Genomic DNA, 26814 nt, shown 5'->3' on the forward strand with positions numbered 1-26814 from the left:
CGCAACCGCAGCCTCCCTCTCTCTCTCTCCCCGATCCTAACCCCAGCATGGCCGCCGGCGCGAGTGCCGGGGCGGCCGGGCCTCGCTGCTACAATTCGCGCCTTTCCCGCCGCGTGCCTGCATGCGGCCGGTGCCAGCCGATCCTGACCGGGCCAGCCATGACCAGTACCGCGCAACTCACGTCGCCCTCCTCCACCGACCTGATCGACCGTGACTACACGCTCGACCACAAGTACACCCGCAACGAGGGGCGGATCTACCTGAGTGGCGTGCAGGCGCTGGTGAAGCTGCCGCTGATGCAGCGGCTGCGCGACGCACACGAAGGCATCGACAGCGCCGGCTTCGTCAGCGGCTACCGCGGCAGCCCGCTGGGCGGCTTCGACCTGGAGCTGTGGCGCGCACGCAAACACCTCGACGCGGCCAAGGTGAAGTTCACCCCCGGTCTGAACGAGGACCTGGGCGCCACCATGGTGTGGGGCACCCAGCAGACCAACCTGTTCCCCGGCGCCAACGTGCAGGGCGTGTTCGGCATGTGGTACGGCAAGGGACCGGGCGTGGACCGCTGCGGCGACGTGTTCAAGCACGCCAATGCCGCCGGCACCTCGCGCTACGGCGGGGTGCTGGCACTGGCCGCCGATGACCATGCCTGCCGCAGTTCAACCCTGCCGCATGGCAGCGAGGACGAGTTCGTCAGCGCGATGATGCCGGTACTGAATCCGGCCGGTGTGCAGGACATCCTCGACATGGGCCTGCTGGGGTGGGCGATGAGCCGCTATACCGGGCGCTGGGTCGGCTTCAAGACGATCGCCGAGACAGTCGAATCGTCGGCCTCGGTCGAGGTCGACCCGATGGCGCGCCGCATCGTGCTGCCGGAAGACTTCGAGATGCCTTCGGGCGGTCTCAACATCCGCTGGCCGGACCCGCCGCTGGACCAGGAAATGCGCCTGCACCGCTATGCGGTGAAGGCCGCACAGGCGTTCGCCCGCGCCAACGGCATCGACAAGGTGGTGATGGACGCGCCGCGCGCGCGGCTGGGCATCGTCACCACCGGCAAGAGCTACCTGGACGTGCTGCAGGCGCTGGAATACCTGGGCCTGGACGAAGCCGCCTGCGCCGACATCGGCATCCGCGTGTACAAGGTCGGCATGACCTGGCCGCTGGAGCCGCAGGGCATCGCGCGCTTCGCGCAGGGCCTGGAAGACATCATCGTGGTGGAGGAAAAGCGTGCCTTCATCGAGCGTCAGATGAAGGAACAGTTCTTCAACTGGCCGGCCAGCTGGGGCCAGCGCCCGTCCATCGTCGGCAAGTATGACGAGACTGGCGAATGGATCCTGCCGTCCACCGGCGAGCTGACCCCGGCCACCATCGCCGGCGTGATCGGCCGCCGCATCCAGAAGTTCTTCAACAACGCATCGATCGAGCAGCGGCTGCAGTGGATGCAGGAGAAGGAAGCCGAGCTTGCGTTGCCGCGCGCCAGCTTCCCGCGCGTACCGCATTACTGCTCGGGCTGCCCGCACAACACCTCCACCAACGTGCCGGAAGGCTCGCGTGCGCTGGCCGGCATTGGTTGCCATTACATGGTGACCTGGATGGACCGCAGCACCGACACCTTCACCCACATGGGCGGCGAAGGCGTGACCTGGGCCGGGCAGGCGCCGTTCACCGATACCCCGCACGTGTTCCAGAACCTCGGCGACGGCACCTACTTCCACAGCGGCTCGCTGGCGATCCGCCAGGCGGTCGCCGCTGGCGTCAACATCACCTACAAGATCCTCTACAACGATGCGGTGGCGATGACCGGCGGCCAGCCGGTGGACGGTCCGCTGAGCGTGCCGGACATTGCAAAGCAGATGCGCGCCGAAGGCATCCACACCATCGTGGTGCTGTCGGACAACATCGGCAAGTGGACCGGCCAGCGCGAGCACTTCCCCAGCGACGTCGAGTTCCATGACCGCAGCGAACTGGACGAAGTGCAGAAGCGCCTGCGCGAAGTAAAGGGTGTGTCGATCCTGATCTACGAACAGACCTGCGCGACCGAGAAGCGTCGCCGCCGCAAGCGCGGCAAGCTGGAAGACCCGCAGAAGCGGGTGATGATCAACTCGCTGGTCTGCGAAGGCTGCGGTGACTGCGGCAAGAAGAGCTTCTGCGTGTCGGTGCTGCCGAAGGAAACCGAGTTCGGGCGCAAGCGCGAGATCGACCAGTCCAACTGCAACAAGGACTATTCCTGCGTGAGCGGCTTCTGCCCCAGCTTCGTCACCGTGCACGGTGGCCAGCCGCGCAAGGGCAGCAAGCGCGATGCGTCCACGCTGCTGGACAACCTGCCGGCGCCGACCCTCCGCGACAGCCTGGAACAGCCCTGGAACATCCTGATCACCGGCGTCGGCGGTACCGGCGTGGTGACCATCGGTGCGCTGCTGGGCATGGCCGGCCACCTGGAAGGCAAGGGTGCAACCGTGCTCGACCAGACCGGCCTGGCGCAGAAGGGCGGCGCGGTGACCACGCACATCCGCATTGCCCGTCGCCCTGAAGACATCCATGCCGTGCGCATCGCCGCTGGCGAGGCCGACCTGGTGCTGGGCTGCGACATGGTGGTGGTCAACGATTACTGGGCGCTGTCGAAGGTCCGTGCCGGCCGTTCGCAGGTGGTGCTGAACACTTACGAAGCGATGCCAGGCACCTTCACCACTCGCCCAGACATGCAGTTCCCCGCCGCCGACATCATCGCCGGCGTGCGCGTGGCACTGGGCGGCCAGGAGCCGTTGCTGCTCGATGCCACCCAACTGGCCACCGCGCTGCTGGGCGATGCCATTGCCGCCAACCTGTTCATCCTCGGCTACGCCTGGCAGCAGGGCCTGGTGCCGCTCTCGTTCGAGTCACTGATGCGCGCCATCGAGCTCAATGGCGCCGCCGTGGCGATGAACCAGCAGGCGTTCGCCTGGGGCCGACTGGCCGTGGTCGATCCGCAGGCGGTGCAGCAGGCCGCCGGCCTGGTGCGCAACCGCCATACCGATACCGAATCCACCCCGGGCCCGCTGCATCCGCTGCCGCCGGGCGAGTGGGAGGGCAATGAATGGGGTGCCACTGCGGCACCGCGCAACACCGGCGACGAACGCGAACTGCGTGGCCTGCCCTCGCACGGTGGCGACGTGGCGTTCCTGCCGCTGGACGACGCCCGCCTGTCGCGCTCGCTGGATGAAATGATCGAGCGCCGCGCCGCGTTCCTGGTCGAGTACCAGGATGCCGCCTACGCCAGGCGCTACCGTGACCTGGTAGCGCGCGTACGCGCCACCGAAGCCGACCGCATCGGCGGTTCCACTGCGCTGACCGAGACCGTGGCTCGCTACCTGTTCAAGCTGATGGCCTACAAGGACGAGTACGAAGTGGCGCGCCTGTACACCAGCGGCGACTTCCAGCGCCGCCTGCAGCAGCAGTTCGAGGGCGACTACCAGCTGCGCTTCCATCTGGCACCGCCGCTGTTCGCGAAGAAGGACGAGCAGGGACGGCTGCTGAAGAAGGAATACGGCCCGTGGATGTTCAAGGCCTTCGGTCTGTTGGCGAAGCTGAAGTTCCTGCGTGGCGGCCGCTTCGATGTGTTCGGACGCACCGAGGAGCGCCGCATGGAGCGCAAGCTGATTGCTGATTACGAGGCGACGGTGCAGGTGCTGCTGGACGGGCTGGAGGACGACCGTCTGTCGCTGGCGGTGGAGATCGCCAGCATTCCCGAGCACATCCGCGGCTTCGGCCATGTCAAGGAAGCCCACTTCGCGCAGGCCAAGGCGCGGGAAGCGGCCCTGCTGGCGCAGTGGCGCAACCGGAAGGCGCTGCATATCGTGCAGGTGGCTTGAGAAAGGACGCAAGAAGCGGGGCAAGCTATAAGTTGCATTCCAAATAAGAAAGCTATAGGTTGCATTTCAAATAAGAAAGCTATAGGTTGCCTTACAACGAAGCAACCTATGGATTGCTATCCTCGAGCGCAGGGTACTGACTCGTTTGCAGCGGAAGGGCTTGTATCGGGGCGCCTACCACCCGCGCTCGCCTGACCAGCGCATCGCCGATGAAGGAGAAAGCTCTGTGGCAGTCAAGTTTGTTGTCCGAACTCCCCAACAGTTGGGCTCGCTCATGAAAGCGTTTCGCAAGCAGGCGGGCCTGACACAGACAGATCTTGGCAAACAACTGGGTATCAGCCGCCAAGCGGTGACAGCTCTGGAGCACGAACCAGAAACAGCTTCGTTTGGGCGCCTGATGAAGGTGTGGGCGGTACTAGGAATCGAGGTGACTCTACAGCAGGGCACGGAGCGCTCAAGCAATCAAGATATGGAATGGTAGCGATGAGTGAGCTAGCGATCTGGATGAACGGTGTAGAGGTAGCGAAATGGCAGCAGAACTCGAACAGCTCTCCGCGCCTTACCTACACCCAAAACTGGCTTGAGTCTGGTTCGCCACGCCCTATTTCCCTCTCACTCCCATTGCTGCCACTTGGTGAAAGTCACCGTGGACAGAAGGTTGTCGACTACTTCGACAACCTTCTTCCTGACAACAGCGAGATCAGAAGCAGGCTACGCGATCGCTTTTCAACCCGCTCAGCGGGAACCTTTGACCTTCTCGAGGCCATCGGTCGGGATTGCGTTGGCGCTGTGCAGCTGCTACCCGTTGCAGCCACACCCAACGATCTGCAGAGCATCCAATTCCGGCCATTGAATGAGGGCGAAGTTGCGGACATCCTGCGAGGAGTTACTGCACCCGCACTGCCAGGATCAAGGCACCATCCGAGTGACGAGTTTCGAATCTCTATCGCCGGTGCACAGGAGAAGACAGGGCTACTTCTGCACGAGGATCAGTGGTGTATTCCCATCGGCAGCACGCCTTCTACTCATATCTTCAAGTTGCCCCTAGGCCTGGTCGGCAACATGAGGGCAGACATGCACCAGTCAGTCGAGAACGAGTGGCTGTGCATGCATCTGCTTTCCGCCTTCGGAATTCCCGTTGCAGAGACGCAAATGGGACGTTTCCAGGACCAACGCGCGCTCATTGTTGAGCGATTCGACCGCCGTCTGTCTGCGGACCGCCGATGGTGGCTGAGGTTGCCACAGGAAGACATGTGCCAGGTCTTTGGTCTGCCCGCCGCCAGGAAATATGAATCGGATGGTGGCCCAGGCATCGTGGCCATCATGGATCTGCTTCGACAATCCGAGCATTCCGAGGACCGCGCGACCTTCTTCAAGACGCAGATTCTTTTCTGGATGTTGGCTGCAATCGATGGCCATGCCAAGAACTTCAGCGTTCACATTGAAGCTGGCGGCCGCTTCAGATTAACGCCCATCTATGACGTGCTTTCGGTCTACCCCATTCTCGGCCGCGGACCCGGCCAGCTGGAGCCTCGTGATGCGAAGCTCGCCATGAGTATCAACGGACGGAATCGACACCGAAGTCTGCTGGATATTCGACGACGGCATTGGAACGAAACAGCTCGCGTCTGCGGTGTAAGCGATGGCGCAGAACCATGGATCGAGACACTGCTGGAATCCGTGGAACCTGCCATCGCACAGGTCACGCGTCAGCTCCCGGATGATTTCCCTTCCAACGTGTCCGGACCTATTTTCCAGGGACTGCGTGCTGCTGCGGCACGCCTTTCCAGCATGGCACCGGAGGCCTGATCACCCCAACCGCCACAGCAGCAACCGGTTATTGGCCGGCATCGCCACGTCACCCAACCGGGTAAACCCGTTGTCGGCCGCCAGCGCCTGCACCGCTTCGCTGTCGCGGATACCGCTGCGCGGGTCGCGCGCCTTCAGCCAGGCATCGAACTGCGCATTGCTGTCACTGGTATAGCGGCCGCCATAGTTGAACGGACCGTAGATCGCCAGCAGCGCACCGTGACGCAACAGTGGCGGCAGCGCGCCGAACAGCACCTGCACGTACTCCCAGCCCATGATGTGCAGCGTGTTGGCGCTGAATGCGGCGTCGAACGTGCTGCTTTCTGGAAGGTCCAGGCCCGTCGCCGGTGGCAGCTCCACCTGCAGCGCCACCGGCGGCAGCAGGTTCAGCAGCGCGGCCTCCGCACGCCAGGCTTCGATGCCGGGCAGATGGTCCGGATGGTCGCTGGGCTGCCAGCGCAGCCACGGCCAGCGCTCGGCGAAGAAGGCTGCGTGCTGGCCGGTACCACTGCCGATCTCCAGCACCCGATGGCGGTCGCCCATCCACGGGTCGAGTGCGGTGGCGATGGGTTCGCGGTTGCGCTCGCAGGCTTCTGAATACGGCTTGCTCGACATCAGGACGGTGTCCAGGCGGGGTCGGCCCCATTGTGCACGAGGGGGTGTCTGCAGGGCTTGCAGCCCTGCACCCGCAGGAGCCGGAGCCAGAGCCAGAGCAACGTCAAAAGCTGGCATTCCGTGGGTTGGCGGGGTGGGCCCGGTTGCGGGGGGCGCCGTAAATACGTCCCTGTAGGCTCGGTCGCCGCATCCATGCGGCTCACGCCCCCGCAACCGGACCCACCCCGCCTTCGACAGATTTCCGCGATCTGTCGGAAGTGCTCTTGGGGTCAGATCCGTTTTCCACAGGAAAACGGATCTGACCCCGGATTCATTTCGATACCTGACAGATGTGTCGACCAAGGTCGACACCTACCAACAGCCGCAGGAATCTGTCAGAGGTGGGGCGGTGTCGGATTGCGGGGTGTCAGCCGCATGGATGCGGCTGCCAAGCCTCCATGGACGGATTCACGGCGTCCCCGCAATCCGACACCGCCCCGCCCACCCACGGAATGCCGCTCTGGCTCTGGCTTTGGCCGTTGCCGTTGCCGTTGCATTGAGCAGGTGCAGGGCTGCAAGCCCTGCCGAAACCCTCCCCAACCATGACTGCAGTCACTTGCCCGGTTGCGCCGCGCTGGCGAAAGTCGAGGAGTTGACGTGATCGGTCCGGCGCGTTGCCGACCGCACGCAAGCGAGAGAGAGAAACGCTGTGCAACGACGTGAGTTCCTGGCTTTTTCCGGCCTGGGCCTGGCCGGCCTGCTGCTGCCGCATTCCCGTGCCATCGCCGCCGAGCAGCTGCTGGCGCCGGTCGATACCGCCCAGCGCCGGCGCTTGGCCGAGGTCGCGCTGGCCACCGCACGCTCGGCCAAGGCCAGCTACTGCGATGTGCGCATCGGCCGCTACCTCAATCAGTCGGTGATCACCCGCGAGCACCAGGTCGGCAATGTGACCAACCGAGAATCGTCCGGCGTGGGTGTGCGGGTGATCGTCAACGGCGCCTGGGGCTTTGCTGCCACCCATCAGCAGACCGAGGCCGCCGTGCGCGCAGCGGTCGAGCAGGCCGCAGCAATCGCCCGCGCCAACGCCAGCATCCAGACCCGCCCGGTGCAACTGGCACCCACGCCGTCCGTCGGTGAAGTGCGCTGGCAGACGCCCATCCGCAGGAACGCGATGGCGGTGCCGATCCAGGACAAGGTCGAGCTGCTGCTGGCCCTCAATGCCGCTGCGCTGGATGCGGGCGCCGACTACATCAATTCCACCCTGTTCCTGGTCAACGAACAGAAGTACTTCGCCTCCAGCGACGGCTCGTTCATCGACCAGGACATCCACCGCATCTGGTTGCCGTTCACCGCCACCGCCATCGACAAGGCCAGCGGCAGATTCCGCACCCGCGCCGGCCTGTCCTCGCCGATGGGCATGGGCTATGAGTTCCTCGATGGCGATGCGCGCGGCAAGGTGCAGCTGCCCGGTGGCATCACTGCCTACCGCGATTCCTACGACCCGGTCGAGGACGCCATTGCGGCCGCCCGCCACGCGCGCGAGAAACTGAAGGCGCCGTCGGTGAAGCCCGGCAAGTACGACCTGGTGCTGGACCCGTCCAATCTGTTCCTGACCATCCACGAGAACGTTGGCCACCCGCTGGAGCTGGACCGCGTGCTCGGCTACGAAGCCAACTACGCCGGCACCAGCTTCGCCACGCTGGACAAGCGCGATGCCGGCTTCCGCTGGGGCAGCGACATCGTCACCTTCTTCGCCGACAAGACCCAGCCCGGCAGCCTCGGCGCGGTCGGCTACGACGACGAGGGCGTGAAGACCCAGCGCTGGGACCTGGTGCGCGACGGCATCCTGGTCGATTACCAGGCCACCCGTGACGAAGCCCATATCCTCGGCCGCGATGCATCGCATGGCTGCAGCTACGCCGATTCCTGGTCCAGCGTGCAGTTCCAGCGCATGGCCAATGTCTCGCTGGCGCCGGGCAAGCAACCGCTCAGCGTCGAGGACATGATCAAGGACGTGGAGAACGGCATCTACATCCACGGCCGCGGTTCGTATTCGATCGATCAGCAGCGTTACAACGCGCAGTTCGGCGGCCAGCTGTACTACCAGATCAAGGACGGAAAGATCGCCGGCATGGTTGAGGATGCGGCCTACCAGATCCGCACCCCGGAATTCTGGAATGCCTGCACCGCCATCTGCGATGAACGCGACTTCCGCCTGGGCGGTTCGTTCTTCGATGGCAAGGGCCAGCCGGGCCAGGTGTCGGCGGTCTCGCACGGTTCATCCACCACCCGCTTCAACGGCATCAACATCATCAACACCGCGCGCAGTCTCGGCGCTTGAGCCACCCATCCTTCGACATGGAGAGCAGCCTTGCAAAGACGTGACTTCCTGGCCCTGACCGGGCTTACCGCGGGCGGGCTGATCGTGCCCTCCTTCTTCGGCAAGGTGATCGCCGCCGAGCAGCTGCAGAGCACGCTGGACCTGGGGCTGAAGAAGCGCCTGGCCGATGCGGCGCTGGCTGCCGCCCGCCAGGCCGGTGCCACCTACTGCGACGTGCGCATCGGCCGCTACCTGCGGCAGTTCGTGATCACCCGCGAAGACAAGGTGCAGAACGTGGTGAACACCGAGTCCACTGGCGTGGGCATCCGCGTGATCGTCAATGGTGCGTGGGGCTTTGCCGCCACCAACGCGCTGGGTACGGCCGATGTGGCCAAGGCCGCGCAGCAGGCGGCGGCGATCGCCAAGGCCAATGCCGGCGTGCAGACCGCGCCGGTGCAGCTGGCCAAGGCGCCGGGCGTGGGTGAGGTGAGCTGGCGCACGCCGATCCGCAAGAATGCGATGGAGGTGCCGATCAAGGACAAGGTCGGCCTGCTGCTGGACGTCAACGCCGCCGCAATGGGCGCCGGTGCCAGCTTCATCAACTCGATGCTGTTCCTGGTCAACGAGCAGAAGTACTTCGCCTCCACCGACGGTTCCTACATCGACCAGGACGTGCATCGCATCTGGGCGCCGATGACGGTCACCGCCATCGACAAGGCCAGCGGCAAGTTCCGCACCCGTTCGGGCCTGTCCTCGCCGATGGGCCTGGGCTACGAGTACCTGGACGGCGCCGCCGCGGGCAAGGTGGTCAGCCCCAATGGCGTGGTCAACTACAGTTCTTCCTACGACATGAAGGAAGACGCCATCGCCGCCGCCCGGCAGGCGCAGGAAAAGCTGAAGGCACCGTCGGTGAAGCCGGGCAAGTACGACCTGGTGCTCGATCCGTCGCACACCTGGCTGACCATCCACGAGTCGATCGGCCACCCGCTGGAACTGGACCGCGTGCTCGGCTACGAAGCCAACTACGCCGGCACCAGCTTCGCCACCCTGGACAAGCGCGAACAGCGTTTCCAGTACGGCAGCGAGCTGGTCAACATCTTCGCCGACAAGACCCAGCCGGGCAGCCTTGGCGCCGTGGCATACGACGATGAAGGCGTGAAGTGCAAGCGCTGGGACCTGATCAGCAACGGCAAGCTGGTGGACTACCAGACCATCCGCGACCAGGCGCACATCCTCGGCAAGACCGAGTCCGACGGCTGCTGCTATGCCGACTCGTGGTCCAGCGTGCAGTTCCAGCGCATGGCCAACGTGTCGATGGCACCGGGCAAGAAGCCGCTGAGCGTGCCGGACCTGATCAAGGACGTGGAGAACGGCATCTACATCATCGGTGACGGTTCGTTCTCGATCGACCAGCAGCGCTACAACGCGCAGTTCGGCGGCCAGCTGTTCTACGAGATCAAGAACGGCCAGATCACCCGCATGCTGGAAGACGTGGCCTACCAGATCCGCACGCCGGAATTCTGGAACGCCTGTACCGCCGTGGCCGACGAGCGCGACTACCGCCTGGGCGGTTCGTTCTTCGACGGCAAGGGCCAGCCGGGACAGGTCTCGGCGGTCTCGCACGGCTCGTCCACCGCGCGCTTCAACGGCATCAACGTCATCAACACCGCACGCAGCCTCGGCTGACCGGTCAGGAGCCCTTACACATGAGTATCTTCACCGAAGCCCAGGCCAAGGCCATCCTCGACAAGGTCATCGCCCTGTCCAAGGCCGACGAGTGCACCGCCGTGCTGGCCGGTGCAATCAGCGGCAACATCCGTTTCGCGCTGAACAATGTCTCCACCAGCGGCATCGTCGACAACACCGAACTGGCGGTCACCGTCGCCTTCGGCAAGCGCGTCGGCACTGCCTCGATCAACGAGTTCGACGACGCCGCGCTGGAACGCGTGGTACGCCGTGCCGAAGACCTGGCCCGCCTGGCCCCGGAGAACCCGGAGTTCATGCCGGCCATCGGCAAGCAGAGCTACCGCGCCAGCCCGACCTTCAGCGAATCCACCGCCGCGATCGATCCGGCCTTCCGTGCGAAGGTCGCTGCCGATTCGATCGCCCCGTGCCGCGGCCACGGCCTGGTCGCCGCCGGCTTCCTGGAGGACGGGCAGGGCTTCCAGGCCACCGCCAACAGCAACGGCAACTTCGCTTACCAGCGCACCACCAACTTCGATTACACCTGCACTGTGCGCACCGAAGATGGCCGCGGTTCGGGCTGGGTCGGCCGCAACCTGAAGGACGCGGTGGACTTCAAGGCTGACCAGGACATCCGCATCGCCATGCGCAAGGCCACCGAATCGGCCGAAGCCAAGGCACTGGAACCGGGCAAGTACACGGTCATCCTGGAGCCGGCCGCAGCTGCAGGCCTGATCAGCTTCATGATGAACTTCTTCAGTGCACGCTCGGCCGATGAGGGCCGCAGCTTCCTGTCGAAGAAGGGCGGCGGCAACAAGCTGGGCGAGCAGGTCTACGACCCGCGCGTGACCATGATCGCCGACCCGTGGCATCCGGAGGCGCCGGTGCTGCCGTGGGACAACGAAGGCCTGCCGCGCGAACGCATGGCCATCATCGAGAACGGCAGGATCGCCAACCTGGACTACTCGCGCTTCTGGGCGCAGAAGCAGGGCAAGACCGCCAAGGCTACGCCTGGCAACCTGCTGATGAGCGGTGGCGACAAGAGCACCGCCGAGCTGGTACGCGGCACCCAGAAGGGCATCCTGGTCACCCGCACCTGGTACATCCGCATGGTCGACCCGCAGACCGTGCTGCTGACCGGCCTGACCCGCGACGGCACCTTCTACATCGAGAACGGCCAGATCAAGTACCCGGTGAAGAACTTCCGCTTCAACGAGTCGCCGGTGATCATGCTCAACAACATCGAAGAGCTGGGCAAGCCGGTGCGTGTGGCCGGTGATGAGTCCAGCTTCGTGATGATGATCCCGCCGATGAAGCTGCGCGATTTCACCTTCACCTCGCTGTCCGACGCGGTCTGATGGATCGCCGGGCCTGCCTGCGCTGGTTGGCCGCTGCCGCTTCGGCGGCGGCGCTGCCAGCCTGGGCACAGGCAGGCCCGCGCAGTTCGCGCTACGACTTCTGGTTCACCCGCCTGCAGTACGACTCCGGTGACTGGGACGTGGACGCGCGCATGCCGTCCAACCTGATCACCTCGCTGATCGACTACACCTCGCTGCGCGTGGACCCGCAGGAACACGTGGTGGCCCTGGCCGACCCGCGCATGCTGGAAGCGCCGTTCTGCTACCTGGCCGGGCACACGCTGGTGGAGTTCAACGCCGCCGAACGGCAGAACTTCGTGCGCTACGTGCGCAATGGCGGCTTCGTCTTCGTCGACGACTGCAACCATGACATCGACGGCCTGTTCGCCACCTCGTTCGAGGCACAGATGGGCCGGCTGTTCGGCCCGAAGGCATTGCAGAAACTGCCCAACAGCCACGCGCTGTACCGCAGTTTCTTCCGCTTCCCGGACGGTCCGCCCGCCACCAGCTTCGAACTCAACGGCTGGGGCGACGACCTGGTGCACGACTATCTGAAAGGCATCGAGGTCGATGGTCGGCTGGGCCTGCTCTACAGCAACAAGGACTATGGCTGCGAGTGGGACTACGACTGGCGCAACAAGCGCTTCCTGGCCGAAGACAACACCCGCTTTGGCGTCAACATCGTGATGTACGCGTTGAACAATTGACAGGACCTGCACGCCCATGAACTCCCCCGACCTCGATTCCCTGCTGCCGCGCCTGGATGAACTGCGCGCCGCGCTTGCACGCGCGGTGGTGGGCCAGCACACGGTGGTCGAGCAGCTGTTGATCGGCCTGCTGGCCGGTGGCCACTGCCTGCTGGAAGGTGCGCCCGGGCTCGGCAAGACCCTGCTGGTGCGCTCACTCGGCCAGGCATTGGAACTGCAGTTCCGGCGCGTGCAGTTCACCCCCGACCTGATGCCCAGCGACATTCTCGGCACCGAGCTGCTGGAGGAAGACCATGGCACCGGCCATCGCCATTTCCGCTTCCAGCAGGGCCCGATCTTCACCCACCTGCTGTTGGCCGACGAACTCAACCGCACCCCGCCCAAGACCCAGGCCGCACTGCTGGAGGCAATGCAGGAACGCACGGTCAGCTACGCCGGCACCACCTACGCGTTGCCCGCGCCGTTCTTCGTGCTGGCCACGCAGAACCCGATCGAGCAGGCCGGCACCTACCCGCTGCCCGAAGCGCAACTGGACCGCTTCCTGCTGCATGTGCTGGTGGATTACCCCAGCGAAGACGAGGAACGGCGGATCCTGGAACAGACCACCGGCGGTGCCACCGACGCGGTGCCGAAGGTGATGGATGCCGAGGCGGTGATCGCCCTGCAGGCGGCTGTGCGGCAGGTGCATGTCAGCCCCGACGTGCTGGCCTGGATCACCCGCCTGGTGCGCGCCAGCCGGCCCGGCGAAGGCGCCCCGGCGGCGATCAACCAATGGGTGAAGTGGGGCGCCGGTCCGCGCGCCGGGCAGTCGCTGGTGCTCGCGGCAAAAGCGCGCGCCTTGCTGCAGGGCCGCTTCGCCGCCACCCGCGAGGACGTGCAGGCGCTGGCCGCGCCGGTGATGCGCCATCGCCTGCTGCTGTCGTTCGCCGCCGAGGCCGAGCAGAAGCGTGCCGACGACGTGGTCGCCGCCCTGCTGCAGGCCGTGCCATTCCCGGGTTGATCCACGCGTGAACGCCGGTACCCCGCTGACCTTGCCACCGGAACTGCGTGCGCGCCTGCGCCTGCTGCGGCTGCGGCCGCGCCTGGCCAGCGGTGCCAGTGGCATCGGCCAGCACGCCAGCCGCAGCCGCGGTGCCGGCCTCGAGTTCGCCCAGTACCGGGCCTACGAACCGGGCGACGAGCTGCGCCAGATCGACTGGAAGCTGTACGCGCGTTCGGACCGCTTCTTCGTGCGCGAATCCGAACGCGAAAGCCCGATCACGGTCTGGCTGTTGCTCGATGCCACCGCCTCGGCCGGCCAGGCCGATCGCGCGGCACCGCAGCGCACGCGCCTGGATCACATGCGCGGCGTGGCCGCCTGCGTGGTAGAACTGGCGCTGCAGCAGGGCGACCGTTTCGGCCTGCTGGCGATCAATGGCGATGGACTGCAGCTGGTGCCCGCGGCGAACGGCGCACGCCAGCGTGACCGCGTGCATCTGCAACTGCATGCCCTGCAGGCGCGCGGCACCTGGCCCGCGGCCGAACGCCTGCGGCCACTGTGGGAGCGCGTGCGCCCGGGCGACCTGCTGCTGGCGATGGGTGATGGCTTCGACGCGGCCTGCATCGTGCTGCTGGAGCAACTGGCCAGCGCACGCCGTGAAGTGGCACTGCTGCAGATCCTGACCGCCGACGAGCGTGATTTCCCGTTCGACGCCGGCCATCGCTTCCGCGATCCGGAGACCGGCGAGGAACTGCTGGGCGATGGCGCGGCGATCCGCGCCGACTACCTGCAGCGCTTCGCTGACGCACGCAACGCATTGCAGTCGCGCCTGCAGGCCAGCGGCATTGCCAGTGCCACCGGCTGGCTCGACCAGCCGTTGGATCAACCCCTGCAGGCGCTGTTCGGCCGTGGGGGCAGTGCATGACCCTGCTGTTCCCGTTGGGCCTGGCCGCGCTCGCTGCGTGGTTGCTACCGCTGCTGATCCATCTGGCCCGGCGCCATCCGTACACGCCGCTGGATTTCGCCGCGCTGCGCTGGCTGCGCGCGCAGATCCGCCCGCGCCAGCGCATCCGCTTCGATGACTGGCCGTTGCTGCTGCTGCGCCTGTTGCTGCTGGCCGCATTGGCCTTGCTGCTGGCACGCCCTGCATTGACCGGCCCCGCGCCCGTCCCCACCGAGTGGACGGTAGTGGCTCCCGGATTGGACGCCGCCGCACTGCGCGGCACCGCCGAAGAGGGCAACTGGCACTGGCTGGCACCCGGCTTCCCCACCATCGATCAGGCACCGCCGGCATCCAGCGCATCGCTGCCCAGCCTGCTGCGCGAGTTGGACGCACAGCTGCCCGCGGGCACCGCGTTGACCGTGCACGTTCCCGATCCCCTGCCCGGTCTGGACGGCACCCGCCTGCAGCTGTCGCGCGAAGTGCAGTGGCGGCCGCAACCGGTACCGGCCACTCCGCAACCGAGTGCCGCGACGCTGCCGCGTCTGCGCGTGCACAGCGATGCGCCGGCCGCCGCCCAGCACTGGGTGAACGCACTGCAGCGCGCGTGGGGCATGCAGGCGCCGCTCGCTCCTCTGTCGGCCGATGCCCTGCCCGAACGCGGCGAGATCGGCGTATGGAGCCGCAGCGATGCACTGCCGGCGAGCTGGCAGGCATGGCTGCGCCACGGCGGTCGTGCAGTGAGCGCCGGCAAGCCTGCTGGCGACGCCGGCATCCTGCTGCGCAACGCCGACGGCTCACCAGTGCTGTGGCAACAGCGCATCGGCCACGGCGTCCTGTTGTCACTGCCCGGCGACTGGGATGCCTCAGGCAACGCTGCGCTGCGCGACCCGCGGTTGCCGCGTGCCCTGCTGCTGGCGCTGCAACCGCCAGCGTCACCGCGCCTCGGCGATGCACAGGACCAGGCACCACGCCGGGCCGCACTGCCCGCCATAGCGCCCCCAGCGCGTGAGCCAACCACGTGGTTGCTGCTGGCCATCGTGCTGCTGTTCGCGCTGGAGCGCTGGATGGCCAGCAGTCGCCGGCGCAGGGTGGCCACATGAACACCCTGCAGCACGCCTGGCAACGCGCACGGCGTCGACGTGCACTCGTTACCCTGCTGCTGGGCCTGCCATGGGCGCTGGCCGCGACGACGCTGGTGCTGCGTCTGGCGGGCTTCGATATCGCCTGCGTGGTCGGCACCGTCAGCGCGCTCGCCTGCGCAGCGCTCGCCACGGCACATGCCCGCCAGCTGGACCCACAGTGGGTGCAGCGCCAGCTTGATGCCAGCGGTGCCAGCGAGGACAGTGCCGACCTGCTGTTCGCCGATGCCGCCATGCTCAATCCGCTGCAGCAGCGCCAGCGCGCGCATGTGCTGGCCACGCTGGAGCGCGCGACACCGGACCTGCGTCAGCGCTGGCCGCGCAGGGCGTTGGCCCTGAGCTGGGTCGCAGGCCTGGCGATCACTGCGCTGGCATTCGGCTGGCCACGTTCCGGCCCCGACTCCGCGCCGGCCCGCACATCGGCGCCTGTCAGCACGGCTGCCGCCGGCCCGCTGCACCTTCAGTCCACCCGCCTGCGGATCGACGCACCGGCCTATACCGGCCAGGCCACGCGCACCCAGAACGCGCTGGATGCCAAGGTCGCCGCGGACAGCCGGCTGTCGTGGTCGTTGCGCTTCGATCGCGCGCCGGACAAGGCATGGCTGCAGTTCCACGACGGCCGCCGGCTGCCGCTGAGCGAGCAGGATGGGCAGTGGCTGGCGCAGGATGTGGCGCGCGTGCCTGTGCTGTACCGCGTGGTGAGCGAACCTGCACTGGCCCAGACCCGCCTGCATCGCCTGGACGTGGTCGCTGATCGTGCGCCCAGCGTGCGCGTGCTGGAGCCCGCCGCGACCCTGGTGCTGGGCACGCCCGGGCAACGCCAGTGGTCGTTGCGCTTCGAAGCCAGCGATGACTACGCCGTGGCCACGCAGGCAACGCTGTCGATCACCATTACCCAGGGCAGCGGCGAGAACATCACCTTCGTTCGCCGCAGTGTCGGCCTCACCGGCAGCGGCGAAGCGACTGCACGGCGTTTCGCGCACAGCCTCGACCTGGCTGCGCTGGGCGCGCAGCCCGGCAGCGATGTCATCGCCCAGCTGGAAGTACGCGACAACCACGCGCCAACACCGCAGGCCGGGCGCAGCAGCAGCGTGATCCTGCGCCTGCCCAGCGCCGAGGTTGCACTCGGTGCCGAACTGGAAGGCCGCATCAAGAAGACGCTGCCGGCCTACTTCCGCAGCCAGCGGCAGATCATCATCGATGCCGAAGCGCTGATCCGGCAGCGACGCAGCCTCGCCGCCGAGGACTTCGTGAAGCGCAGCGATGCGATCGGTGTCGACCAGCGCATCCTGCGCCTGCGCTACGGCCAGTTCCTGGGTGAGGAAAGCGAAGGCGCACCGAAGCCGCCGCCGACCAGCGACCTGCCCACCAGCGATGCGCCAGCTGCAGGCAGCCACGACGACGAGCACGAGCACGACCATGGCACCGAGGCCGGGGCACACGATGAGCATGGCCACGATCACGGCGGCAAGGCGTCCAATGCCGATTCGCCACCGGTGTTCGGCAGCGCCACCGATGTGCTCTCCGAATACGGCCACACCCATGACCATGCCGAGGCCGCGACCCTGCTCGACCCGCAGACCCGGGCCACGCTGAAGGCCGCGCTGGACCAGATGTGGTCGGCCGAAGGCGAGCTGCGCCAGGGCCGGCCAGAGCAGGCGTTGCCGTTTGCCTACAAGGCGCTGGGTTTCATCAAGCAGGTGCAGCAGGCCGAACGCATCTATCTGGCCCGGGTCGGGCCAGAGCTGCCACCGATCGATGAAGGCCGTCGCCTCGGCGGTGATCGCGCCGGACTGGCCAGTCGTGAACTGCCGTTGGCCGCACGAACCCCGCCCGACCGGGCCATCGTTGAAGCCTGGCAGCGCCTCGGTGATGACACCAGCGTGCCCGACCTCGATGCACTCGCTGCCTGGCAGCAGCGCAATGCCGCCTACCTGCCCGATGCGCTGGATCTGGCTGCCGCCATCGAGCAGCTGCGCATCGAGCCCGGTTGCCGCGACTGCCGCCAGCGCCTGCGCGCTCAGTTGTGGCGGGCGCTGCAGCGTCCACTGCCGCAGGCGATGCGGCGCGGTGCCGCCGATGCGATGGGCCAGCGCTACCTGGACGCGCTGGAGGCGCAGCCATGAACCCCTCCGGCCTGAACCAGTGGATCGTCCTGGCACTCGCTGTGATCGTGGCGATCGCCAGCGTTCGCCAGTCGCGCAACAACACCACGCACCGTGGCCGCTGCTGGGGGGTGATCGGACTGCAGGTCATCGTCGCCACGCTGCTGTATTTCTGCCTGGTGCCGCCCACCCGCCAGCAACCCGCAGGCGGGCTGGTTGTGCTCGGAATCGATGCCAGCAGGGCCGGCGCGTTCCCGGCCAGCGAAGGTCCGCTGTGGCTGTTGCCGGAAGCTGCCGATGTGCCCGGCGCAAAGCGCGTACCCGACCTGGCCACCGCGCTGCGGCAGCATCCGGCCTCCACGCTGACGCTGGTTGGTGCCGGCCTGGTCGCGCGTGACCGCGACGCAGTACTGCCACGCGACGTACGTTGGCAGCCGACAGCACCGCCGCGCGGCTGGGTCGCCTTGCAGCCACCGGCCGACGCCGCGCCCGGCGCACGCTTCGAGGTACAGGCACAGGCGCGTGGCGTTGCCAGGGCAAAGGCGGAACTGCTCGACCCGGCCGGCAGCGTGGTCGATCGCGCGGATGTTGCCGACGATGGCCACGTTCAGTTGAGTGGCATCACCCGCGCCGAAGGCCGCAGCGTGTTCCAGCTGCGCCTGCTCGATGCCGACGGCCATGTGGTGGACAACGTGCCGGTGCCGCAGCAGACCCTGCCGGCGGCGCCGTTGCGCCTGCAGGTACGCGCCAGCGCGCCGGGCCCCGAACTGAAGTACCTGCGCCGCTGGGCAGCCGATGCCGGCATCCGCGTGCAGGTGCAGGCCGATACCGGTGCCGGCCTGAGCGTCGGCGACGGCGCCTTGCCGCTGGACGCGGCGTCGCTGGCGCGCAGCGATCTGCTGCTGCTGGACGAGCGCAGCCTGGCGGCATTGAATGCCGCCCAGCTGGCCGCTGTGCGGCAGGCGCTGCGCGAAGGACTGGGCGTGCTGGTACGCAGTGCGGGCGCGCCTTCGGCCAGCGCGCGCCAGCGCCTGCACGATCTGGGCCTGCCGCTGCGGGGTGATGGCAGCAGCCAGGTCCTCGAACTTCCCGGCGACGGCGAGAGCGCGGTCCTCGCCGCACGACGTGGCCCGCTCGCCGCGGGTACGCTGCCGACCGGCTACGGCGCAGAGGCAGACCGCAGTTCGCACGACGCCGCGCTGCCCACACTGGAAGCACTGGGGCTGCAGGTACCTGGCAGCAACGCGCTGCTGCACGATCGCACCGGCAAGGCTGTCGGTGGCTGGCGCGCTACCGGCAAAGGCCGCATCGGCCTGCTGCCCATCACCGACAGTTGGCGCTGGGTGCTGGCCGGCCGCGATGACCGCCACGGCGAACTGTGGAGCGGCGTGGTTGCCACGCTGGCGCGGGCGCAGGGCAGCGCTGAGGCGCTGTGGTCGCCACAGCCGATCAGCTGGGCGGGCGAACGGCAGGCGCTGTGCGGCGTGCAGGCGCCGCTGCAAGCCTTCAACGCACGCGGCGAAGGCACGCCGCTGATCGTCGATGGCGCGACGTCAGACCTGCGTTGCGCGGGCTGGTGGCCGCGCGAGGCGGGCTGGCAGCGCCTGCAGCACGGTGACGCCACCCTCTGGCGCTATGCGTTCGACCCGAAGGACGCGCCCGCGCTGCATCAGCAGGCAATGATCGATGCAACCACGCAGGCGCTGGCGGGCAGCTCCCCGGCAACCGCGTCGCTGATGCAACCCGTGCCGGGATCGCGCTGGCCGTGGTGGCTGGCGTTCGTGCTGTGCGCATCGCTGCTGTGGTGGTTGGAGCGGCGGCGCTGACCGCGACGATGGGATCGCGGGCGGCATCCACGCATGGCGTGGATCTACTGGCCGGTTGCCCTGGTGGACGCCAACCTTGGCTGGCGTCTTTCGGCGGGGTCAACGCGTTCCCGCGCGCCGGTACACGCCATTGAAGCGCACGTTCATGCCACCGCATTCGCTGTTGTCGGCCACGATCAGCACCTCACCCAGCGAGTGCACACGCACCCGGCACGTATCCTCGGCGAACTCGACATCGGCACCCTGCGGTGTGGCACGCGCTTCCACCTGGCCCAGGTTCGGCCCATACGGGCGCTGTTCCGGCGTGGGGTTGGCGGAGGGCCAGTAGGCGTCGCCATCCACATGCAGCTGTCCACCCTGCACCGTGATGCGCAGGCCGTTGTCGCCATCTTTCCAGTGGCCCGTCCAGTCCTGCAGCGTGGGCACGGCCACCGGCAACGGCTGCAGCTTGCTGCGGTCGACCCAGCCGGCGCTGCCGCCCACCTTGTTGGGGAAGAACGCGCAGCGGTAACGGCCCAGGTCGCGACCGGTCACCACCGTATCGCCGTTGACCACATAGCTGCGCTGGCGGCAGGCCGGTTCGCCCTTGGCGGGGCAGCCCTCCATGTCGCCGAGCAGGTACAGGCGCGGTGCATCAACCACCCGCGCCAGCGCGAACCGGCTCTGTTGGGAGGGGAACGCGCCATTGCGGCAGGCGCCGCCATCGGCGATACCGGACGCGAAGGCGGAGGCCGGCAGCAACGCGGCCAGCAGGCAGAATGAACGCAGGGACATGACAGCATTACTGGTGGGGGAGCCCGCAGGATATACCGGCCTACTTCACTGGCGCTGTGTCGCCGGCATCCTGCTCCTGTGAGAACCGCAGCGCGCGCTGCTGCTGTTCGGCACTGAGCTCTGGGGGTGGCCGCGCCACGGCCGTCTGGATCTGGTCGGGACCGCCGGTGAGTTTGTTGATGCCTTTGGCTGCCGCCAGCACACCCTTGACCACGCCCATCATGATGTAGCCACCGCCCATGCTGACCTGCTCCGGCGATGGCGGTTCGCTCCAGTCGCGGCTGAAGCGGTTATCGCCGAACTTCACCGGGTTCTTGAAGCGGTACAGGTCCAGCGGCTCGTCATCGGGCTTGAGCGCACGCACTTCGCCGAGGGTGGTGACGTTGTCCTGCGGCAAGGTGGTGGAGATCGGTGCGGTGGGGGCAGGCGGCGCATCTTCAGGGGGAACGGGTGCAGGATCGGGCACCGCCACCGGCGCAGCCTGTTGCGCCTGTACGATGCCGGTCAGCAGCATGCCGGCCAGGAGTGCTCCCTGCGTTCCACGTCGTGCCACAGCCATCCACCCTTTGGTTGCGTCCAGCGCCCAAGCATACGGATGCCGGCTTCAGATTTCGTTGCTGCACTGGCCGCTGTTCAGCCAAGGGAGATGCGGCCACACCACGGGACGCGAGCACTGAACGGTTCACGTCTCCGTGTGTGGTGTCTCACATCCTGAGACATGGATGTGGTGCCATGTGACCCCTCGCAATCCGTCCCCGCTTCCTCTTCCATGGCCTACGAACTCGCCAAGCGCACCGCCGATGCCGAGCAGAAGCTCGCCACCCGCGATGGCCTGCCCGCCCGCGACGGCGCTCTGCTCAGCGCGCGCCTGCAGCGCCGCTACCAGGACCGCATCACCGGCAGCTTCGCCATTCCCGGCCGTGAAGGCCGCTACGCGCCCATTCCCGACTCGGTACCACCGGCGCTGGCCGCTGCACTGAAGGCACGTGGCATCGAGCAGCTCTACAGCCACCAGGCCGAAGCCTGGGAGGCCAGCCAGCGCGGCGAGCACGTAGCCATCGTCACCCCCACCGCCAGCGGCAAGTCGCTGTGCTACACCCTGCCGGTGGTCAGCGCGGCCATGCAGGACAAGGCCAAGGCGCTGTACCTGTTCCCGACCAAAGCACTGGCCCAGGACCAGGTGGCCGAGCTGCTGGAACTCAATCGTGCCGGCGATCTCGGCGTCAAGGCCTTCACCTTCGACGGCGACACCCCCGGCGATGCGCGCCAGGCGATCCGCCTGCATGGCGACATCGTGGTGTCCAACCCGGACATGCTGCACCAGGCCATCCTGCCGCATCACACCAAGTGGGCACAGTTCTTCGAGAACCTGCGCTACATCGTCATCGACGAGGTGCACACCTATCGCGGCGTGTTCGGCAGCCACGTCACCAACGTGCTGCGCCGGCTCAAGCGCATCTGCGCGTTCTATGGCGTGCAACCGCAGTTCATCCTGTGCTCGGCCACCATCGGCAACCCGCAGGCACATGCCGAGGCGTTGATCGAGGCACCGGTCACCGCCGTCACCGAATCCGGCGCGCCCACCGGGCCGAAGCAGGTGCTGCTGTGGAACCCGCCGGTGATCAACCCCGACCTGGGCCTGCGTGCCTCGGCGCGCTCGCAGAGCAACCGCATCGCGCGCATCGCGATCAAGTCCGGGCTGAAGACCCTGGTGTTCGCGCAGACCCGGTTGATGGTCGAGGTGCTGACCAAGTACCTGAAGGACATCTTCGACCACGACCCGCGCAAGCCGCCCCGCATCCGCGCCTACCGCGGCGGTTATCTGCCCACCGAACGCCGCGAGACCGAGCGTGCGATGCGTGCCGGCAACATCGACGGCATCGTCAGCACCTCGGCGCTGGAACTGGGCGTGGATATCGGCAGCCTGGACGTGGTCATCCTCAATGGCTACCCCGGCAGCGTGGCCGCCACCTGGCAGCGTTTCGGTCGTGCCGGTCGCCGCCAGCAACCCGCACTCGGCGTGATGGTGGCCAGTTCGCAGCCGCTGGACCAGTACGTGGTGCGGCACCCGGACTTCTTCGCCGAAGCCTCGCCCGAACATGCGCGCATTGCGCCAGACCAGCCGCTGATCCTGTTCGACCATATCCGCTGCGCGGCCTTTGAACTGCCGTTCCGGGTCGGCGATGGCTTCGGCCCGATCGATCCGGAGGTATTCCTGGAAGCGCTGGCCGAAACCGAAGTCATCCACCGCGAAGGCGAGCGCTGGGAATGGATCGCCGACAGCTATCCGGCCAACGCGGTCAGCCTGCGTGCGGTGGCCGACGGCAACTTCGTGGTAGTCGACCGCAGCGATGGCCGCCAGCAGATCATCGCCGAGGTCGATTACTCCGCCGCCGCGCTCACCCTGTACGAGGGCGCCATCCACATGGTGCAGTCCACGCCGTACCAGGTGGAGACGCTGGACTGGGAGGGACGCAAGGCCTACGTCACCCGCACCCACGTGGACTACTACACCGACAGCATCGACTTCACCAAGCTCAAGGTGCTTGACCGTTTCGATGGCGGCGTGGCCGGCCGGGGCGATTCGCACCATGGCGAAGTGCACGTGGTGCGGCGCGTGGCCGGCTACAAGAAGATCCGCTACTACACCCACGAGAACATCGGCTACGGCCCGGTGAACCTGCCCGACCAGGAACTGCACACCACCGCAGTGTGGTGGCAGCTGCCGCAGGCACTGCTGCTGCGCGCGTTCGCCAGCAGGCAGGATGCGCTCGATGGCTTCCTCGGTGCGGCGTATGCGCTGCACATCGTCGCCACCGTGGCGGTGATGGCCGATGCGCGCGACCTGCAGAAGTCGGTCGGCAACGGCGATGGTTCCTGGTTCGCGATCGCCGACCAGAGCGGCCGCGGCCAGTTGCGCGGCAGCGAGGGTGATCCTGGCGTTGTCGAACTGCTGCAGGAATTCGTGCCCACTGTGTATCTGTATGACAACTTCCCCGGTGGCGTCGGCCTCAGCGAGCCGTTGTGGCAGCGTCAGGCCGAACTGGTGCAGCGCGCGCGTGAACTGGTGCAACGCTGCGACTGCAAGGCCGGCTGCCCGGCCTGTGTCGGCCCGGTGCTGGCCGCGCAGGAAGAGGATGAAACCTCGCCACGTGCGCTGGCATTGCGCGTGCTCGACCTGTTCGATGCCGATGCCTGCCAGCATGTGCCCGACGTGGTGGTGACCACGCGCGATCCGATGGAGCTGCTGGCACCGTGAGCCTGAGCCTGGACAAGCTGCGCCTGCTGCGCAGGCAGGCCGGCGACCCGAAGGCGAGCACACCGGCCGTGCCGGACGTGCCCCCTGCGCCACCGGCACCCATGGCCGCCAACGATGCGCGGCAACCACCGGCCGAGCGTTCGGTGTTCGCCTGGGTCGAGCAGGAGATCCGCCACAAGCCGACCGGCGCTGCGGCATCTGCCACGGCGCCGCCCGCACTGCGTCGGCCCGAAGTGGGCAGCCTGCATCGCCTGCTCGGCCTGCGCACGCGCGGCGGCGCCGCTCCTGCTCGCGCCAGCGCACAGGACCGTCAGTTGCCAGGTGAGGAGATCGCACCGGGCCTGTTCCTGATCGAATCGCTGCAGCCGCAGGCGATCCCGGCACAACCGCTGTCGCTTGATTTCGCCCGTCGCGACGGCGAGCACGTGGCTGCGCGTGACCTGCTGTTCTTCGATACCGAAACCACCGGCCTGGCCGGCGGCACCGGCACCCGCGCCTTCATGATCGGCGCTGCGGACTGGCATGTGTGCCCGCGGCGTGGCGAAGGCCTGCGCATCCGCCAGCTGCTGATGGCCACCATGGCCGCCGAGGACGCGATGCTGGCCACCTTCGCCGGCTGGCTGCAACCGTCCACCGTGTTCTGCAGCTACAACGGCCGCAGCTATGACGCACCGCTGCTGAAAGCGCGTTACCGGCTTGCCCGGCAACGCGACCCGATCAGCGCGCTGGACCATGTCGACCTGCTCTACCCCACCCGCCGCCGCTATCGCGGCACGTGGGAGAACTGCAAGCTGTCCACCATCGAACGCCAGCTGCTGCGCGTGGTGCGCGAGGATGATCTGCCGGGCTCGGAGGCACCCGGTGCGTGGTTGCGCTTCCTGCGAGGCGGCGACGCGGTGAACCTGCGCCGGGTGGCCGACCACAATCACCAGGACGTGGTGACCCTGGCCCTGCTGCTGCAGCGGCTGGTGCGCGAGGAACAGCGCGAGCGCGAGACACTGGCGCTGGTCGGGCAGTAATGACACGGGGCCGCGTTGACATGCCCTGACGGTGGCAGCGGTGACACTGCCACCACCATCCACGCCTGGAGCCCGACGATGCGTCCCAGTCCCCTTGTCCTGCTCGCCATCCTGCCCTTGGCCGCCTGCAGTCACGCCGGCGGCAGCACCGCCCACGATCCCACGCCGGCACCCGTGGCCGACGCCGCGCACGAATGCAAGCCGGAGGCGCTCGAGGCCTTCACCGGCAAGACGGCTGACGAAGCCACCATCAAGAAGCTGGTGGCCGCCAGCGGCGCGCGCGGTGCACGGGTGGTCAAGCCGGGCATGGCGGTGACCATGGACTTCCGCCAGGACCGCGTGACGGTGCAGGTGGATGCGCAGAACCGGATCGAGCGCGCCAGCTGCGGTTGATCGCCCCAGGGCAGTGCCGGCCGCTGGCCGGCACCCCACATTGCCGGCCAGCGGCCGGCACTACCGATCAGAGTCGCTCGGCCTTGCCGCTGGCCAAGGCGCGCGCGATCACCTGCTGCGCCTGCTGCGACGCTTGGGCATGCACGCGTGCCTGGCGCTCGCCCAAGGCGGCCTGCTGGCTGCCCAGCGCTGCCTGGCGGCTGGCCAGTTCAGACTGCTGGCTGGCCAGGCGCTGCATGTCACGAGTGCGGCCGGACTGCCCGGCCTCGCTGCGGGCTTCCTGCATCGCACGGCGTGCCTCGGCGGCGGCCTCGCGTGCAGCCTCACGCGCAACGACCACGTCGCTGGTTGCACCGCGCGCTGCCTTTGCCGCTTCCGCCGCCGCCTCGCGGTTGATGTCATGCGCGGCCATCGCACTGCGCGCGGCCTCGGCGGCGATCAGTGCGATGCGGCGCGATTCCTCGCCCTGCAGGCGGCCCATTTCACCCATCTGCCTGCCGAGTTCGCCCTGCCGGCGACCCAACAGGCTTTGCTGGCGGCCCAGTTCGCTCTGCTGGCGGCCCAGCTCTACGGCACCGCTGTAGGCACGCTGCAGCGTCTGGATCAGCATCGGGTCACGCACCACGTAGCGCTTGTCACCCTGGCGGAACCACAACGCCGGGCCCTTGCCGAGCTGCCTGCGGGCCACCGTCACGTCGTCCATGCCGCCGTTGGCGAAGGTCGAATCACCATCAACCAGAACGAAGGCCTCCCGGGGCGACCTGCCCAGGTCGAGGCGACCGTAGGTGGTGATGGAGGTGGCGGCCGACGTCGCGCCTTCATCGTCTTCGGCCATGCCCGTGGCATCGTCGACATCGGCCACATCGGCATCGTCGGGCCCGGTCGCGTCAGCGGGTTCGGCCGGCGCGGCCGGTGCTGCAGGCGCGGCCGGGGCCGCCGGCACGCCCGCGGCGGATGGCGGTGCGGCCGGAGCCTTGGGAGCCTTCGGCGGTGCTGGCGCCACGACCTTGGGTGCCGCCGGTGGCGCGGGCGGTGCCGGCGGCACCGGCGCTGCGACCAGTCGCATCGGCGCCACGCCCACCACCACCACCACAGCAGTCAGCGCCATCGCCAGGATGCGCGGGCAGGCCCGGCGCGGCTGCAGCGAGAGCAGGCGACGCTTGAGGCTGGTGGCATCCGGTGCGGCACTGGCCACGCCCAGGTGCGGCTGCGGTGCCACCCCCAGTTGCAGCAGCAGACGGCCATAGGCCTGGCGGCTGGCAGCGTGCTGGCCCACCACCGCTGCGTCCACCGCTTCTTCGCGCGCTTGTGCATATTCACGCACCGACAGGCGCAGCAGCGGATGGAAGAAGAACAGGTGCTGGGCCAGCGCAGGCAGCAGGCCCCACTGCAGGTCCCGCCGCTGCAGGTGCTGCAGTTCGTGGGTCAGGGCCAGGTCCAGCGCGTCGCCCTGCAGGGCATTGTCGCCAGCCGGCAACAGCAGCACCGGGCGGAACGGGCCGACCAGCTGGGGTGCGTCCACCTGCGTGCTCATCCACAACCGCGGCGCAGGCCGCACGCCATGTGCATCGGAAGCCAGCTGCAGGGCCTGCACCAACGCCTGGTCCTCGCAGGGATAGGCCGCTGCCAGCAGCGCGCGGCAGCGACGCCACTCACCGAAGGTACGCAGCGCCATCAGCAGCACGCCGGATGCCCACAGCGCGGCCAGCGCGACGGCCCACCACGCCACTGCCGGCGCGTCCGCTGCAGGCATCGGCATCGCGGCCAGCAACTGTGCCGAGGCCTCCGGGGCCAGCGGGTAGACGATGTCAGCGGCCACGTCGGTCGCGGTCATCGCCACCGCCTGCGGGGCAGGCAGCCAGGCCAACTGCAACGGCTGGCTCCAGAACAGGCCGAGCACGGCCTGCAGCGAGACCAGCCACCACAGGCGGCAGCGGGTCGCCGCCGACAGCGACGGCAGCGCGCGGCACAGGCCGTACACCAGCGCCACCAGCAGCACGGTCTGCAGGCTGGTCCAGCCCAGGCGTTCCAGCATCGGGATCAGCATCGTGGTGTCCATGG

At 67.7% G+C, this 26814-nt stretch carries 19 protein-coding genes; 15 read left to right on the plus strand and 4 right to left on the minus strand.

All coding sequences use genetic code 11. The features are described from left to right. Positions 1-158 precede the first annotated feature (158 nt). The 3 genes from ROV93_RS14700 (at position 159) to ROV93_RS14710 (ending at position 5654) form a co-directional block, all read left to right on the plus strand. Entirely contained in the window at positions 159-3845 is a 3687-nt protein-coding gene (locus ROV93_RS14700; protein WP_072167387.1) for an indolepyruvate ferredoxin oxidoreductase family protein, read from the plus strand. A 226-nt stretch (positions 3846-4071) separates the two neighbouring features. After that, positions 4072-4326, plus strand: a complete 255-nt coding sequence (locus ROV93_RS14705; protein ID WP_227836869.1) for a helix-turn-helix domain-containing protein — start codon at positions 4072-4074, stop codon at positions 4324-4326. A 2-nt stretch (positions 4327-4328) separates the two neighbouring features. Further along, positions 4329-5654, plus strand: a complete 1326-nt coding sequence (locus ROV93_RS14710; RefSeq protein WP_072167388.1) for a type II toxin-antitoxin system HipA family toxin — start codon at positions 4329-4331, stop codon at positions 5652-5654. Here ROV93_RS14710 and ROV93_RS14715 read toward each other — a convergent pair whose 3' ends face one another. Continuing rightward, positions 5655-6269 carry a DUF938 domain-containing protein gene (locus tag ROV93_RS14715; RefSeq protein ID WP_005420993.1) on the minus strand — a complete coding sequence of 205 codons (615 nt, stop codon included), beginning with the start codon at positions 6267-6269 and terminating at the stop codon, positions 5655-5657. Between the two features lie 688 nt (positions 6270-6957). Between ROV93_RS14715 and ROV93_RS14720 the strand changes: the two genes are divergently transcribed. The 9 genes from ROV93_RS14720 to ROV93_RS14760 are packed head-to-tail and all read left to right on the plus strand — an operon-like array spanning position 6958 to position 19308. Continuing rightward, positions 6958-8589 (plus strand): TldD/PmbA family protein, encoded by a 1632-nt coding sequence (locus ROV93_RS14720; protein ID WP_072167390.1) that lies wholly within the window; start codon positions 6958-6960, stop codon positions 8587-8589. Between the two features lie 30 nt (positions 8590-8619). Beyond that, entirely contained in the window at positions 8620-10254 is a 1635-nt protein-coding gene (locus ROV93_RS14725; protein ID WP_072167391.1) for a TldD/PmbA family protein, read from the plus strand. A 20-nt stretch (positions 10255-10274) separates the two neighbouring features. Further along, positions 10275-11609, plus strand: coding sequence for a TldD/PmbA family protein (locus tag ROV93_RS14730; protein ID WP_072167392.1), 1335 nt, complete (start codon positions 10275-10277; stop codon positions 11607-11609). Continuing rightward, the gene (locus ROV93_RS14735) at positions 11609-12316 is read left to right on the plus strand and encodes a DUF4159 domain-containing protein (protein WP_005421001.1); all 708 of its coding nucleotides are present in this window, start codon (positions 11609-11611) and stop codon (positions 12314-12316) included. The genes ROV93_RS14730 and ROV93_RS14735 overlap by 1 nt, the downstream gene beginning before the upstream one ends. Positions 12317-12332: 16 nt before the next feature. Further along, a complete protein-coding gene (locus ROV93_RS14740; protein WP_061479903.1) occupies positions 12333-13316 on the plus strand; it encodes a MoxR family ATPase in 984 nt (327 codons plus the stop codon). A 7-nt stretch (positions 13317-13323) separates the two neighbouring features. Continuing rightward, positions 13324-14220 carry a DUF58 domain-containing protein gene (locus ROV93_RS14745; protein WP_072167393.1) on the plus strand — a complete coding sequence of 299 codons (897 nt, stop codon included), beginning with the start codon at positions 13324-13326 and terminating at the stop codon, positions 14218-14220. Continuing rightward, positions 14217-15338 carry a BatA domain-containing protein gene (locus ROV93_RS14750; RefSeq protein WP_072167394.1) on the plus strand — a complete coding sequence of 374 codons (1122 nt, stop codon included), beginning with the start codon at positions 14217-14219 and terminating at the stop codon, positions 15336-15338. The genes ROV93_RS14745 and ROV93_RS14750 overlap by 4 nt, the downstream gene beginning before the upstream one ends. Next, complete coding sequence (locus ROV93_RS14755) at positions 15335-17503, plus strand: hypothetical protein (protein WP_072167395.1); 2169 nt, start codon at positions 15335-15337, stop codon at positions 17501-17503. Before ROV93_RS14750 ends, ROV93_RS14755 begins: the two co-directional genes overlap by 4 nt. After that, positions 17500-19308, plus strand: coding sequence for a hypothetical protein (locus ROV93_RS14760; protein WP_312540290.1), 1809 nt, complete (start codon positions 17500-17502; stop codon positions 19306-19308). Before ROV93_RS14755 ends, ROV93_RS14760 begins: the two co-directional genes overlap by 4 nt. Positions 19309-19407: 99 nt before the next feature. Here the strand turns inward: ROV93_RS14760 and ROV93_RS14765 are convergent, their stop codons facing one another. Beyond that, the gene (locus ROV93_RS14765; protein ID WP_072167397.1) at positions 19408-20082 is read right to left on the minus strand and encodes a hypothetical protein; all 675 of its coding nucleotides are present in this window, start codon (positions 20080-20082) and stop codon (positions 19408-19410) included. A 40-nt stretch (positions 20083-20122) separates the two neighbouring features. Continuing rightward, the gene (locus ROV93_RS14770) at positions 20123-20641 is read right to left on the minus strand and encodes a hypothetical protein (RefSeq protein WP_072167398.1); all 519 of its coding nucleotides are present in this window, start codon (positions 20639-20641) and stop codon (positions 20123-20125) included. Positions 20642-20851: 210 nt separating this feature from the next. On the opposite strand from ROV93_RS14770, the gene ROV93_RS14775 reads away from it, so the two are divergent. The 3 genes from ROV93_RS14775 (at position 20852) to ROV93_RS14785 (ending at position 24753) form a co-directional block, all read left to right on the plus strand. After that, positions 20852-23341, plus strand: coding sequence for a DEAD/DEAH box helicase (locus ROV93_RS14775; protein ID WP_072167399.1), 2490 nt, complete (start codon positions 20852-20854; stop codon positions 23339-23341). Then, positions 23338-24360 carry a ribonuclease H-like domain-containing protein gene (locus ROV93_RS14780; protein ID WP_072167400.1) on the plus strand — a complete coding sequence of 341 codons (1023 nt, stop codon included), beginning with the start codon at positions 23338-23340 and terminating at the stop codon, positions 24358-24360. Before ROV93_RS14775 ends, ROV93_RS14780 begins: the two co-directional genes overlap by 4 nt. Positions 24361-24438: 78 nt before the next feature. Next, entirely contained in the window at positions 24439-24753 is a 315-nt protein-coding gene (locus tag ROV93_RS14785) for an I78 family peptidase inhibitor (RefSeq protein ID WP_072167401.1), read from the plus strand. Positions 24754-24820: 67 nt separating this feature from the next. Here the strand turns inward: ROV93_RS14785 and ROV93_RS14790 are convergent, their stop codons facing one another. Continuing rightward, entirely contained in the window at positions 24821-26812 is a 1992-nt protein-coding gene (locus ROV93_RS14790) for a M56 family metallopeptidase (RefSeq protein WP_111007877.1), read from the minus strand. Positions 26813-26814: the final 2 nt, after the last annotated feature.

Origin of the sequence: Stenotrophomonas maltophilia group sp. msm4, from assembly GCF_032025605.1 — a bacterium.
Classification (GTDB): domain Bacteria; phylum Pseudomonadota; class Gammaproteobacteria; order Xanthomonadales; family Xanthomonadaceae; genus Stenotrophomonas; species Stenotrophomonas sepilia.

Bases quoted from the DNA above. Each gene is read 5' to 3' on its own strand.
- ROV93_RS14700 (WP_072167387.1), top strand. From the start codon at position 159: ATGACCAGTACCGCGCAACTCACGTCGCCCTCCTCCACCGACCTGATC.
- ROV93_RS14710 (WP_072167388.1), top strand. From the start codon at position 4,329: ATGAGTGAGCTAGCGATCTGGATGAACGGTGTAGAGGTAGCGAAATGG.
- ROV93_RS14715 (WP_005420993.1), bottom strand. From the start codon at position 6,269: ATGTCGAGCAAGCCGTATTCAGAAGCCTGCGAGCGCAACCGCGAACCC.
- ROV93_RS14730 (WP_072167392.1), top strand. From the start codon at position 10,275: ATGAGTATCTTCACCGAAGCCCAGGCCAAGGCCATCCTCGACAAGGTC.
- ROV93_RS14735 (WP_005421001.1), top strand. From the start codon at position 11,609: ATGGATCGCCGGGCCTGCCTGCGCTGGTTGGCCGCTGCCGCTTCGGCG.
- ROV93_RS14740 (WP_061479903.1), top strand. From the start codon at position 12,333: ATGAACTCCCCCGACCTCGATTCCCTGCTGCCGCGCCTGGATGAACTG.
- ROV93_RS14750 (WP_072167394.1), top strand. From the start codon at position 14,217: ATGACCCTGCTGTTCCCGTTGGGCCTGGCCGCGCTCGCTGCGTGGTTG.
- ROV93_RS14755 (WP_072167395.1), top strand. From the start codon at position 15,335: ATGAACACCCTGCAGCACGCCTGGCAACGCGCACGGCGTCGACGTGCA.
- ROV93_RS14760 (WP_312540290.1), top strand. From the start codon at position 17,500: ATGAACCCCTCCGGCCTGAACCAGTGGATCGTCCTGGCACTCGCTGTG.
- ROV93_RS14765 (WP_072167397.1), bottom strand. From the start codon at position 20,082: ATGTCCCTGCGTTCATTCTGCCTGCTGGCCGCGTTGCTGCCGGCCTCC.
- ROV93_RS14770 (WP_072167398.1), bottom strand. From the start codon at position 20,641: ATGGCTGTGGCACGACGTGGAACGCAGGGAGCACTCCTGGCCGGCATG.
- ROV93_RS14775 (WP_072167399.1), top strand. From the start codon at position 20,852: ATGGCCTACGAACTCGCCAAGCGCACCGCCGATGCCGAGCAGAAGCTC.
- ROV93_RS14785 (WP_072167401.1), top strand. From the start codon at position 24,439: ATGCGTCCCAGTCCCCTTGTCCTGCTCGCCATCCTGCCCTTGGCCGCC.
- ROV93_RS14790 (WP_111007877.1), bottom strand. From the start codon at position 26,812: ATGGACACCACGATGCTGATCCCGATGCTGGAACGCCTGGGCTGGACC.